The sequence below is a fragment of the Streptomyces sp. NPDC111507 genome (assembly GCF_055638955.1).
In genome coordinates this window covers 1-12061 of record NZ_JBVKBU010000003.1, presented here as the reverse complement: position 1 = coordinate 12061, position 12061 = coordinate 1, and the positions used below count along the sequence as shown (strand labels likewise).

The 12061-nt window shown below is 72.2% G+C and carries 10 protein-coding genes; 2 read left to right on the top strand and 8 right to left on the bottom strand.

The genetic code is table 11. From position 1 onward, the window contains the following. Positions 1 to 68: 68 nt before the first annotated feature. Positions 69 to 683 carry a TetR/AcrR family transcriptional regulator gene (locus ACZ7M2_RS12810; RefSeq protein WP_054236092.1) on the top strand — a complete coding sequence of 205 codons (615 nt, stop codon included), beginning with the start codon at positions 69 to 71 and terminating at the stop codon, positions 681 to 683. A gap of 172 nt (positions 684 to 855) precedes the next feature. On the opposite strand, the gene ACZ7M2_RS12805 is transcribed toward ACZ7M2_RS12810, so the two are convergent. From ACZ7M2_RS12805 to ACZ7M2_RS12795, 3 genes are all read right to left on the bottom strand, one after another. After that, the gene (locus tag ACZ7M2_RS12805) at positions 856 to 1860 is read right to left on the bottom strand and encodes a DUF2510 domain-containing protein (RefSeq protein ID WP_471595252.1); all 1005 of its coding nucleotides are present in this window, start codon (positions 1858 to 1860) and stop codon (positions 856 to 858) included. Between the two features lie 151 nt (positions 1861 to 2011). After that, positions 2012 to 3166 carry an anhydro-N-acetylmuramic acid kinase gene (locus ACZ7M2_RS12800; protein ID WP_471595251.1) on the bottom strand — a complete coding sequence of 385 codons (1155 nt, stop codon included), beginning with the start codon at positions 3164 to 3166 and terminating at the stop codon, positions 2012 to 2014. A gap of 4 nt (positions 3167 to 3170) precedes the next feature. Next, positions 3171 to 4463, bottom strand: a complete 1293-nt coding sequence (locus ACZ7M2_RS12795) for an MFS transporter (RefSeq protein ID WP_471595250.1) — start codon at positions 4461 to 4463, stop codon at positions 3171 to 3173. Between the two features lie 222 nt (positions 4464 to 4685). Between ACZ7M2_RS12795 and ACZ7M2_RS12790 the strand changes: the two genes are divergently transcribed. Beyond that, a complete protein-coding gene (locus tag ACZ7M2_RS12790; RefSeq protein WP_471595249.1) occupies positions 4686 to 7367 on the top strand; it encodes an ATP-binding protein in 2682 nt (893 codons plus the stop codon). A gap of 48 nt (positions 7368 to 7415) precedes the next feature. On the opposite strand, the gene pcaDC is transcribed toward ACZ7M2_RS12790, so the two are convergent. The 5 genes from pcaDC to ACZ7M2_RS12765 all read right to left on the bottom strand — a co-directional run. Then, a complete protein-coding gene (gene pcaDC, locus ACZ7M2_RS12785; RefSeq protein ID WP_471595248.1) occupies positions 7416 to 8549 on the bottom strand; it encodes a bifunctional 3-oxoadipate enol-lactonase/4-carboxymuconolactone decarboxylase PcaDC in 1134 nt (377 codons plus the stop codon). Then, positions 8546 to 9889 carry a 3-carboxy-cis,cis-muconate cycloisomerase gene (pcaB, locus tag ACZ7M2_RS12780; protein ID WP_471595247.1) on the bottom strand — a complete coding sequence of 448 codons (1344 nt, stop codon included), beginning with the start codon at positions 9887 to 9889 and terminating at the stop codon, positions 8546 to 8548. The genes pcaDC and pcaB overlap by 4 nt, the downstream gene beginning before the upstream one ends. Further along, entirely contained in the window at positions 9886 to 10449 is a 564-nt protein-coding gene (gene pcaG / locus ACZ7M2_RS12775) for a protocatechuate 3,4-dioxygenase subunit alpha (protein WP_352047694.1), read from the bottom strand. The genes pcaB and pcaG overlap by 4 nt, the downstream gene beginning before the upstream one ends. A gap of 2 nt (positions 10450 to 10451) precedes the next feature. Then, the gene (gene pcaH / locus ACZ7M2_RS12770) at positions 10452 to 11219 is read right to left on the bottom strand and encodes a protocatechuate 3,4-dioxygenase subunit beta (RefSeq protein WP_471595246.1); all 768 of its coding nucleotides are present in this window, start codon (positions 11217 to 11219) and stop codon (positions 10452 to 10454) included. A 10-nt stretch (positions 11220 to 11229) separates the two neighbouring features. Beyond that, on the bottom strand, positions 11230 to 12061 hold an 832-nt coding region (locus ACZ7M2_RS12765), incomplete at its 5' end, for a thiolase family protein (RefSeq protein WP_471595245.1).

The following is a 12061-nucleotide window of genomic DNA, read 5'->3' as shown; positions in this document are numbered from 1 at the left end:
GCGTATCGATATACACTGTGTGAAGCGGAACACCAGGCGAGCCACCCACATGAGCGAGGAGATGAGCCATGACGTCGCAGGCCGCGGACGGACCGGAGACGGTCGTCGCCTCGCGCCGCTCCAAGATCACGCCCGAGCGTGAGCAGGAGTTCTACGACGCCGTGCTCGAGCAGATCCGCGAGTGCGGCTATGACTCGCTCACCATGGAGGGCGTGGCCGCGAGCACCCGGTGCAGCAAGTCCACGCTGTATCGCCAGTGGAAGACGAAGCCGCAGTTCGTGGCTGCGGCCCTGCGGGCCAACAGCTGTCCGCGCTTCTCGGGCATCGACACCGGCACGCTCGCCGGGGACCTGCGCGCGATGGCGCAGGCCGCGGGGAACTGGTCGGGCCGCGACAGCCAGCTGCACCAGGCGCTGGGCCACGCCGTGTTCCAGGACAAGGAACTGCAGGAGGCGTTGCGCGACGCGCTGGTCGAGCCCGAGATCGGCGCGGTCAAGGAGATCCTCGCCCGCGGGGTCGCCCGCGGCGAGGTCGCCGCGGACCACCCGGCGCTGGAGTTCATCCCGGCGCAGCTCTTCGGTGTGGTGCGGGTTCGTCCCGTGCTGGAAGGGCGGAACGCCGATGCGGCGTATCTCACACAATTCGTCGAGGCTGTCGTGATTCCGGCGCTCGGCCTGACCTGAGACCCAGGTCGCCGTCCGCGGGATGACCGGACGTCGGCCTGCACGCGCCGCACCGTGGGGACGGGGGCGGCGCGCACCCCCGGCCGGGTGGGGTTCCTCTTGAGCGGAGGGGCACCCCACCCGGCCGATCCATGTCCGGGGGACGGTTTTACGGGCTACACGGTCTTACGGGCTACACGTTCTGCCCGTTGCCGCTGACTCCCGACGCCACCTTGATGCCCTTGGTGATGTCATCGATGACGGACTCCTTGGGCGCCTTGGAGCTGACGTCGATGCCGAAGCGGACGACGATCAGTGACTTGGAGTCGGCGGGGGACGGGAAGACGAGCGACTCGACGTAACCGTCGTCACCCTTGCTGGTGACGACCTTCCAGCGGACGAGGTAGCCCTTCTCGCCGGCCACGGTGACCGCCTTGGAGGCGAGCTCCGTGTGCGAGGTGATCGTGCCGTAGCCCTTGCCGTACGACTCGGTGGCGTTCTTGGAGATGTCCTCCTTGGCCGCCGCCTCCGCCGTGGTGGACTTCAGTTTCTGCGCTGCGGCGGTTGCCGAGTACGCGCCGCCCCGCTGGCACTCCTGCGCGGTGTCGCCGGGGCACTTGTAGGTGTCCTTCGTCGACAGCACGGCACCCGTCGTGGTGCTGCCGCCGGTCCAGTTGTCGGGCACCGGCACGCTGATGCCGCTGATCAGGTCGGTGGCGTAGCCGTCCTCGAGCTGCGGCTGCCCGGACTGGCCCGGTGCCGGGGTCTGGCCCCCGGAACCGCCCGAGCCTCCGGAGCCGCCGCCCGGTCCGCCCTCGAGGCCCCCGTTGCCGCCGCCCTGGCCGCCGAATCCGCCCTGGCCGCCGTTCTGTCCGCCGGAGTCCGGGGAAGTGGCGCTGTTCCCACCGTTGCCGTCGCTCTTGGTCAGGGCGTACACGCCGCCCCCGATGCCCGCGAGGACCGCGATCGCCGCGGCGACGGCTATGCCGGTACGCAGTCCGCGCCGCGGGGCGCCCGGAGCGGGCGCCGGATACGGTCCGGCGGCCGGCGGGTGCGTCGGGGGACCCCATGCGGCGGCGGACCCGACGGGGCGGGTCTGGTCCGTCCATGTCTTGCCGTCCCACCAGCGTTCGGTGGCGGGACTGTCACTTGTCTGCCCCGGGTCGGGATACCAGCCGGGAGGAGTCACCTGCGTCATGGACCCACCGTATGAGCCGTGGGTGAAAGGCGGATGAGAGGGATCCGGAAGATTCGTTTCAAGAACGCCTCGCAAGCGCCGCCGGGTGCCTCGTCAAGACCAACGAGTGCCTCGTCAAGACCAGCGGGTGTCAGGCTACGACCAGTGGGTTTCATGCCAGGACCAGTCGCACCGGCGCCGCTCCCGCCCTCGGCGGCAGCCGCAGCCCGCCGCGCCCCGGCGTGATCGAGCCGAGCACACTCGGATGCCGGGCCCCGGTGCTCACCGGATCGGTGCCCGTGAGCCCGTGCAGGGTCAGGAAACCCAGCACGGCGAAGGCGTACGCCTCCTTGGCCGCCGCCGGCAGACCCAGAGCGTCGGACGTGCGTACGGGCACTCCCGGCAGCTCCGCGCCCAGCATCGCCATCAGCGCCGGATTGCGGGTGCCGCCACCGGACGCGATCACCTCCGTGGCACCTACCGAGCGCACCGCGTCGGCGACCGTACGGGCGGTGAGCCGGGTGAGGGTGGCGATGACGTCCTCGGCGGTGAGGGTGCCGAACCCGGTCAGCGCGTCGCGCAGATGGCCGAGGTGGAAGAGCTCCTTGCCGGTGGTCTTGGGCGCGGGCAGCGCGTAGTACGGCTCCGCGAGCAGCCGGTCCAGCAACGGTTCGTCCACGGTGCCGCGGGCGGCGAGGGCGCCGTCCACGTCGTAGTGCAGACGTCCCCCGGTCAACCCTTGCACGGCCACGTCGACGAGGGCGCACCCGGGCCCGGAGTCGAAGGCGGTGCCGTCCGGCGCGGTGAGGTTGGCGATGCCGCCGAGGTTCAGCGCCACCGGAGTCCCCGCCCTGCCGCGCAGCCACAGCAGGTCGACCAGGCTCACCAGGGGCGCGCCCTGGCCGCCGGCGGCGATGTCCCGGGGGCGGAAGTCGGAGACCACCGGCAGCCCGGTCGCCTCGGCGATCCAGGCGGGCTGACCGAGCTGGAGCGTGCCGTGCGCCCGGCCGTCCTCGACCCAGTGGTAGACGGTCTGCCCGTGCGAGGCGACCAACTCGGCATCGCCGCCGCACAGTTCGCGGTCGGCCCGGACCGCCGCCGCGGCGAACGCCTGCCCGATCAGGGTGTCCAGGCGGCACACCTCGGCCAGCGTGGTGGCCGCCGGGGGCAGCGCCGCCGCGAGCGCCTCGCGCAGCGCGCCGTCGTACGCCTCACCCACCATCCCGAGCGGCCGCAGAGTGAGGTCCTCACCTTCGAGGGTCAGCTCGGCCGCCGCCGCGTCGATCGCGTCGTACGACGTCCCGGACATCAGGCCGATCACCCGCACCTGCTCAACTCCCTCGGTTGTCGGGGAGCGTGGCCAGGGCGAGCGCACTGACGGCGCACGTCGCCGCCGCGTAGTACGCGGGGATGTCCACGCTTCCGGTCCGCTTCATCATCTCGGTGATGATGAGGCCCGCGCAGCCCGAGAACACGGCATTGGACAGGGCGTAGGCGAGTCCCAGGCCGGTGTGGCGGACGCTCGTGGGGAACATCTCGGAGAGCATGGCGGGTCCGGGTCCCGCCATCAACCCGACGACGGCACCCGCCCCGCACACGGCGAGACCCTTCACGGCGTGCGAAGTCCCCGTGTCCTGAAGGAGGTCGATCAGCGGGACGGAAAGGACCACGACCAGGCCGGCGCCGGTGAGCAGCACGGGGCGCCGCCCGATCCGGTCGCTGAGCAGACCCGCCGGGACGATCGTGGCCGCGAAGCCGAGGTTGGCGAGGACCGTGGCGAGCAGCGCCTGCCGGAAGCCGGTGTGGAGGGTGTTCTGGAGGTATGAGGGGAGCACGACCAGGAACGTGTATCCGGCCGCCGACCAGCCCATCACGCGTCCCGCTCCGAGGGCGACGGTCCGCGCGACCTCGTGCCCGGGCGGGCGCTCCCGTCTCCTCTCGTGCCGGAAGGCGGGCGTCTCCTCCAGTCGCAGCCGCAGCCGGAGCGCGACCAGCCCCAGCGGAAGCGTCAGCAGGAACGGCAGCCGCCAGCCCCAGTCGCTCAACTGCCCCTCGGTCAGCACCGTCGCCAGCAGCGTCGCCACACCCGCACCACCGAGCAGCCCCAGAGCCACCGTGAACGACTGCCACGACCCGTACAGCCCTCGTCTGCCCGGCGGCGCGAACTCCGTCATGATCGAGACCGCGCCGCCGAACTCCCCGCCGGCGGACAGCCCTTGGACCACCCGGAGGAAGGTCAGCAGCCACGGCGCGAGGGCACCGACCGTGGCGTAGGCCGGCAGCACGCCGATGAGCGTCGTGGCGCCCGTCATCAACGCGACCACCATGATCAGGACCGGGCGGCGCCCGATCCGGTCGCCGAGCCGTCCGAACAGCGCCGCGCCGACCGGCCGGAAGAAGAACGCCAGCGCGAAGGACGCGTAGGTCCTCACCAGCCCCTCGGTCTCGCTGCCGCCCTCCGGGGTGAAGAACCGGGCCGCGATGACGGTCGCGAAGTAGCCGTAGACCCCGAACTCGTACCACTCGACGAAGTTGCCGACCGAGCCCGCCAGCAGGGCCCCGTGCCGTTCGCGCGGGGGACCGGTGGTGTGCGGGACGGAGTCGTGCACGCGGGGGCCACTCATGGGTCCCTCCTCCTCGCTGTTCCTTGGAAAAGCAGCGCCATTTTCAGGTCTTTTGACTGTCGATAACTTTCACCACGGCTGGTCGGCGCCCCACCGCGTCGCCTGCGGACACCTCCCGTTACCCGTCTCGGCAACAGGTGCACCGACCCACCTCCACATCGGCTTCCGGACGGCTAGGCTCGATGTCTGTACGTCGTACGGGCGACCTGGGGAGGTAGCGGCATGACGGAGGCACGGCCGGGACCGGCCGCCTCGTCCTCCCTGTGGGAGCGCGAGGCGGAGATCGCCGACGTGGTCGAGGCCGTCAAGACCCTGCGCGCGGACGCCTCGTCCTCCGGCAGTCTGCTGGTGTTCAGTGGCGAGGCGGGCATCGGCAAGACCGCGCTGCTCGCCGAGGCGCGCCGGATCGCGGAAGCCCACGGCTGCACGGTGTGGTCGGCCCGCGGCGGCGAGACCGTCACCTCCGTTCCCTTCAACGTCATACGGCAACTCCTCCAGCCCGCCATCGTCTCGCTGATGCCCGAAGAGGCCCGCGAATACCTGGGCGACTGGTACGACATCGCCGGACCCGCGCTCGGCATCGCCGAACCGGGCGAGCGCCAGGCCGACCCGCAGGGCGTGTGCGACGGACTGGTCGCGGCGGTCAGGCGGCTGGCCAAGCGCGAGTGGCCCCTGGTCCTGATCCTCGACGACGCGCACTGGGCCGACCAGGAGACCCTGCAGTGGCTGGTCGCGTTCGCCGAGCGCCTCGACGACCTGCCCGTCCTCGTCGTGGTCGCCCGCAGGCCGGGTGACGTCAGCGGTGAGCGGGCCCGCCAGCTGGAGGCCGTCGCCGCCGCGGCCCGACCGATCCTCACGCTCAGCGCGCTGACACCCGACGCCACCGCCGGACTGACCCGCGCCACGCTCGGAGAGCACGCGGACGCCCCGTTCTGCCGCGAGGTGTGGGCGGTCACCGGCGGCAACCCGTACGAGACCGTCGAACTGCTCGCCAAGGTGCAGGACAGCGAGCTGGAACCGGTCGAGGCCTCGGCCGCCGAACTGCGCGCCCTGAACCGCTCGGCACGCGGTCGCGGACTCGTCGCCCGCCTCGAAGGACTCGGCATCGATGCCACCCGCTTCGCCTGGGCGGCGGCGATCCTCGGCACCGGGATCTCTCTCGACCTCGCCGCCCAGCTCGCCGGGATGCAGCGCGACGAGGCCGTGCGCTGCGCCGAACTGCTCGGCGCGGCCCGCATCCTCACCCCGACCGAACCCGTGAGCCGCGAACTGACCGGCGGTGACCTGGAGTTCGTACATCCCCTCATCGCCAGCGCCGTCTACCGCTCGATCCCCGACGCGCTGCGCACCGCGATGCACGGCCAGGCCGCCTGGGCGGTCACCGAATCGGGCCGCGGATCCGCTGCCGCCTCCCGCCACCTCCTCGAAGTACACCCGGACGACGACCCCGAACTCGTCGAGCAGATGCGCGAGGCCGCCCGCGAACACCTCGCCGTCGGCGCGCCCGACGCGGCCAGGCGCTGCCTGGAGCGCGCCCTGGCGGAACCCCCGCTTCCGGAGGTCCAGGCGCGCGTGCTCTACGAACTGGGCTGTGCCACCCTCCTGACCGCTCCCGCCACCACGATCAGCCATCTGCGCACCGCGCTCGACCAGTCCGGCCTCGACGGCGATCTGCGGGTGGACGCCGTCTTCCGCCTCTCCCAGGCCCTGGTTCACAACGACCAGCTGGACGAGGCCGTCCGCACGGTCGACGCGGAGGCCGCCCGGCTCGACGTGGGCCCCGCCCGGATGCGGCTTCAGGCCGTCCACTACATGTGGGAGGGCATCCACGCGGGCGAGGACCACGTTCCGGGACGCTCACGAAACCTCGCCGAACTCGTCGAGACCTGCAGCGGACGCGACAACTCCGAGCGCGCCCTGCTGATACTGCGCGGTTTCGACGCGATGACCCGCGGCGAGAGCGCGGAGGAGGTCGTGGAACTCTGCGACCGCGCCCTCGTCAACGGCCGCCTCGCGCCCGGACTCGGCTGGACCGACACCGAGTGGGGCATCGAACTCCTCATGATGCTGGGCAGTTCGTACGCCTATGCGGACCGGCTCGACCGGGCTGAGAGCCTCTTCTCCGAGGCGCTGCGCTCCTACACGAGCGCCGGATGGAGCGGCGGCCACCTCGCCCTGGCGCACGCCTTCCTCGGTCTCGCCTACCGCAGGCGGGGCCGCCTCAGGGACGCCGAGACCACCCTGCGCGAGTCGCTGCGCATCGCCGAGCGGGTCGGACGCGGGCTGCCCCTGTACTGGTCCGCCACCTGCGGCCTCGTCGACACCCTGCTCGCCCGCGGCGACGTCCAGGAGGCCTGGGCGATCGCCGAGCAGTACGGCTTCGCACCGCCGTACCCGTCCACCATCGTGCTGCCCGACACCCGTTCCGTACGCGGACGGCTGCTGCTCGCCGTCGGCCGTGTCAAGGACGGCATCAACGAACTCGAGGCTGCCGAGAAGGCCGCCGCCGCGCGCGGCCACCACAACACGGTGATGGCGCCCTGGGCGCTCGACCTCGCTCGCGCGCTCGCCTCGGACGACCCGGCCCGCGCCGCCGTACTGGCCACCGACGCCCGCCGCCAGGCCGAGCGCTTCGGCACGGACACCGCGATCGGTGAGGCACTGCGCTGCGCGGCGGCCCTCGAATCGGGCCAGCGTGCGGTCCGCCTGGCCGCCCAGGCCGTCACCTACCTGGAGGCCTCGCCCTGCCAGTACGAACACGCGGCGGCCCGCGTCGAGTACGGCATCGCGGCGCGCTCGGTCTCGGAGCTCGGCAAGGGCCTGACGCTGGCGCGCTCGTGCGGGGCGGACGGGCTGGTGGCGAGGGCGGAGGAGGTCCTGTCGACAGGGAGAGGGCTGAGGTAGCCGCCGGGCCGGGCGCGAGGACGAGGTGTCCGGAGCGGACGGGCAGGGTCACCCTGTGCTGTCGTCGCCCTCCTCCTCGGCGAGCACCCGCTGAGCCGTCGCGAACGCCGAGTTCGCCGCCGGGACACCGCAGTACACGGCCGTCTGCAGCAGTACGGCGCCGATCTCCTCCGGGGTGAGCCCGTTGCGGCGTGCCGCCCGGACGTGCATGGCCAGCTCGTCGTAGTGACCGTGTGCGACCAGCGCCGTCAGGGTGATCATGCTGCGTTCGCGGCGCGAGAGCGTCGGGTCGGTCCAGATCTCGCCCCAGGCGTAGCGCGAGATGAAGTCCTGGAAGCGGGCGGTGAAGGGGGTCTGCCGGGCCTGTGCCCGGTCCACATGGGCGTCACCCAGTACCTCACGCCGCACCTCCATGCCCCGCACGGCACCCCCGTCGAAGTGGGCCCGCAGCGCCGTCAGGACCGCCACCGGACACTGCGCGGGCGCCAGGTGCGAGGCTCCCTGGAGCTCGACGAGCGTGGCGCTCGCCACCGCGTCGGCGATCTCCCGCAGATGGGCGGGCGGCGTCGCCGGGTCCTGGCGGCCCGCGATCAGCAGGGTGGGCACGGAGATGTCGGGGAGCCGGTCGCGCAGGTCGAAGGCGGCCAGCGCGTCACAACAGGCGGCGTACGCCTCCGGGTCCGCGTTCCGGTGGTCCTCGATCAACCGCGGCACGGTGAAACCGGGCGTGAACCAACGGGAGTTCGCGTTCGTGGCGAGCGCGGCCAGCCCCTCCCCGCGTACCAGCTCCGCACGCTCCTCCCACGGCTTGGAGCCGTTGAAGTGCGCCGAGGAGCAGATGACGGCGAGGGACGACACACGCTCCGGGTGGTGAACGGCGAGGTGCAGACCGACCGCGCCGCCGAGCGAGACGCCCGCGTAGGCGAAGCGTTCGATGCCGAGCGAGTCGGCGAGGGCGAGGACCAGGGCGGCGAGGTCGCCGACGGTGGCCCCCGGCCCGATCAGGTCCGGTGCCGACTCTCCGTGTCCCGGAAGATCCCAGCGAACCACCCGGTGGGTGACGGACAGCTCGGGCGCGACCTTGTCCCACAGGGCATGGGAGGTGCCGAGCGAGGGGCCTAGGAGCAAGGGGGGAGCGGTCTCGGGGCCCTCGGCGCGGTGGTTGAGCAGGGTGCGGTTCACGTTCGCTCCAGAGCACGGTCGATGAGGGCTTTCGCGGAGCCCGTGTAGCGGGTGGGGTCGGTGAGTTCCGCGAGGTCGAGCTCCTTGAGCTCCGGCTCCTCGCCGAGTACGTCCACGAGGGGCCGTCTCTCGGCGACGGCCCGCCCGGCGGCCCGGGTCAGCAGCTCCTTGGCGCGGGCCCGCCCGAGCACCGTAGCGAGTTCGACGGCCAGGCGCTCGGAGACGATCAACCCATGGGTGAGAGCGAGGTGATCGCGCATGGCGCCCGCGTTCACCCGAAGCCCCTCGACCAGCTCGGCGGCGTTGCGGGCGGCGCCTGCGACCAGCCTCAGCAGTTCGCGCAACGGCTCCCACTCGGCGTGCCAGGCACCGGCCGGCCGCTCGTCCTCGGCGACCATCGACCCGTAGAGCGTGGCGGCGAGCCCCGGCGCGCGGCGCGCGGAGGCGGCGATCACGGTGGCCGCCACCGGGTTGGCCTTGTGCGGCATCGCGGACGATCCGCCACCGCTCCCCTCCGCGACCTCGGCGACCTCCGTGCGGGAGAGGGTCAGCACATCGGCCGCCATCTTGCCGAGGGCCCCGGCCGTCAAGGCCAGGCCGCCGGCCAGGTCGGCGATCGGTGTCCGCAGGGTGTGCCAGGGCAACGCCGGTTCCGCGAGCCCGAGTTCACCGGCGTACGCCGCCACCAGCGCGCCCGGATCCTCGGCGCCGAAGGCCGTGAAGGCGGCCAACGTCCCTGCGGCTCCGCCCAGTTGGGCGGGAAGCCGGACACCCGTGAGCCGGTCCCGCGCGTCCAGCGCCAGCGACCGCCACCCCGCCGCCTTCAGCCCGAAGGTCGTCGGTACGGCGTGCTGTGTGAGGGTCCGCCCCGGCATCACCGTGTCCCGGTGCGCGGCGGCGAGTCGGGCCAGGGCCCGCGCCGTCCGCTCGAGATCCGCCAGGACCAGGTCCAGTGTGCGACGGGCGACCAGCATCAGCGCCGTGTCCAGGATGTCCTGGCTGGTCGCGCCGCGGTGGACGTAGGGCCCGTACTCCTTGCCGACCGCCGCTGTCAGATCCGCGACCAGCGCAATCACCGGATTGCCGCCGCCTCGGGCGCGCAGCGCGATCGACCTGACGTCGAGGTCCGCCGCGGCCACGGCGGACACCGCCGACGCCGCCGCGTCCGGCGCGAGCCCGAGTCCCGCCTGCGCGCGGGTCAGTGCCGCCTCCGCGTCGAGGAGCGCCCCCAGAAGCGCGCCGTCCGAGGTCGCGGACGCCGCCGGGGAGCCCGCCCACCCGGGGGCGAGCAGCCCGATATCGGCATCGGACTCGGAACGGACGGGGCCGGCAGCAGTCACTGGAACTCCAGGAAGACCGTTTCGCCTTCGCCCTGAAGGCGGATGTCGAAACGGTACGTCCGGTTCGCGCCCTCGGTCGCGATCAGCGTGGCGCGCCGGTCGGCAGGGAGCGAGTCGAGCAGCGGGTCGGCGCCGTCGGCGAGGTACGCGCGGGTGAAGAGGTGGTGCACCAGACCGCGCGCGAACACACACACGCTGATGTACGGAAGCCCGGCGTTGCCCGGCGGCAGGGTGTGCAGCGCGTACCGACCGTCGGCGTCCGTGGCGACCCGGCCGAAGCCCGTGAAGTCGACGCCGCGCCGGCCGAGGAAGCCGCCCGTCGACGGGTCGCGCCGCATCGAACCGGGGGCACCCTTGAGGGAGCCGTCGGGAGCCGCCTGCCAGAAGTCCAGCAGGGCGTCCGGGATCACCTCGCCCGCGCCGTCGCGCACGTACCCGTGCAGGGTGATCGCCTCGGGGTGGCCCTGCGGCGCGACCTGACCTCCGTCGGGAAAGGGCAGCGCGTAGCCGTAGAAGGGGCCGATGGTGTGGGACGGGGTGGGGAGCAACCGCTCGGTCATGGTCAACGGCCGTCCTCGATCCAGGTGGCGGAGGGACCGTCGAGGACGATGTCCCACTCGTAACCCATGGAGAACTCGGGCTGGGAGAGATCGTGCCGGTAGGTGGCGATCAGACGGTCCCGGGCCGCCTGGTCCGTCACGGACTGCAGGATCGGGTCGTAGCGGAACAGCGGGTCGCTCGGGAAGTACATCTGGGTGATCAGCCGCTGGGTGAACGCCGTACCGAAGACCGAGAAGTGGATGTGCGCGGGCCGCCACGCGTTCGTGTGGTTGCCCCACGGGTAGGGGCCCGGCTTGATCGTGGTGAACCTGTACCGTCCCTGATCATCCGTCAGGGTCCGTCCGACACCGGTGAAGTGGGGGTCCAGCGGCGCCGGGTGCTGCTCGCGCAGATGGGCGTAACGACCGGCGGCGTTGGCCTGCCAGATCTCGATGAGCTGACCGCGCACGGGACGCCCCTCGCGGTCGAGCAGCCGGCCCGAGACGGTCATGCGTTCGCCGATCGGCTCGCCCCGGTGCTGGATGGTCAGGTCGCTGTCGTGCTCGGTGATGTCGGTGACGCCGAACACCGGACCCGACAGCTCGACCGTCTCCGGGTCACCGTCGACGGCGACCAGCGGCTGCACGGGGTGGCGCAGCAGGGAGCTGCGGTACGGGGGGTAGTCGCGCGACGGGTGGTTTCGAACCGGCGCTCCGCCGGCGACCGCCTTGTCGTACGCGTCCTGGAGATCCTTGATCTCGACGTCGATGTCCGACTGAGTGAGGGCCATGGTCGACTTCCTATCGTTCGAGGACGAGGGCGAGGCCCTGGCCGACGCCGATGCAGAGGGTGGCGATGCCGGTGCCGGTGCCCTTGCGGGCGAGTTGGTGGGCGACGGTGCCGGCGAGGCGGGCGCCGGAGGCGCCGAGGGGGTGACCGAGGGCGATCGCGCCGCCCTGCGGGTTGAGGACCTGGGGGTCGAACTCGGGCCATTCGGCGAGACAGCCGAGGACCTGGGCGGCGAAGGCCTCGTTCAGCTCGAGCACATCGAGATCGGCGAAGGTCTTGCCCGCCTTGGCCAGGGCGCGGTTGACGGCTTCGACGGGGGCGAGGCCGAAGTACTGGGGGTCGGTCGCGGAGACACCGGTGGCTCGGATGCGGGCGAGAGGTTCACGGCCGGTGGCCTTGAGGCCTTCCTCGTCGGTCAGGAGCAGGGCGGCGGCGCCGTCGTTGAGGGGGGAGGCGTTCCCGGCCGTCACGGTGCCGTCGGTGGTGCGGAAGGACGGTTTGAGCCTGGCCATGGCGGTGGGGGAGGTGTCGGGGCGGACGGATTCGTCGGCGGCGAAGAGCACCGGGTCGCCCTTGCGCTGGGGGATCGGCACCGGGGTGATCTCGCGGTCGAACAGGCCCTCCTGCTGGGCGCCCGCGGCCTTGCGGTGGCTGCCGAGGGCGTATTCGTCCTGCTGCTCGCGGCTGATCTTGTGTTTGTCGGCGATGAGTTCGGCGGACTCGCCGAGCGGGATGGTCCACTGGGGGGCCATCTTCGGGTTGACCATGCGCCAGCCGAGGGTGGTGGAGTACAGCTCGGTGTGTCCGGCGGGGAAGGGCCGGTCGTTCTTGGGCAGGACGTAG

Bases quoted from the DNA above. Each gene is read 5' to 3' on its own strand.
- pcaG (WP_352047694.1), bottom strand. From the start codon at position 10,449: ATGACCGAGCGGTTGCTCCCCACCCCGTCCCACACCATCGGCCCCTTC.
- ACZ7M2_RS12805 (WP_471595252.1), bottom strand. From the start codon at position 1,860: ATGACGCAGGTGACTCCTCCCGGCTGGTATCCCGACCCGGGGCAGACA.
- pcaH (WP_471595246.1), bottom strand. From the start codon at position 11,219: ATGGCCCTCACTCAGTCGGACATCGACGTCGAGATCAAGGATCTCCAG.
- ACZ7M2_RS12790 (WP_471595249.1), top strand. From the start codon at position 4,686: ATGACGGAGGCACGGCCGGGACCGGCCGCCTCGTCCTCCCTGTGGGAG.
- ACZ7M2_RS12795 (WP_471595250.1), bottom strand. From the start codon at position 4,463: ATGAGTGGCCCCCGCGTGCACGACTCCGTCCCGCACACCACCGGTCCC.
- ACZ7M2_RS12810 (WP_054236092.1), top strand. From the start codon at position 69: ATGACGTCGCAGGCCGCGGACGGACCGGAGACGGTCGTCGCCTCGCGC.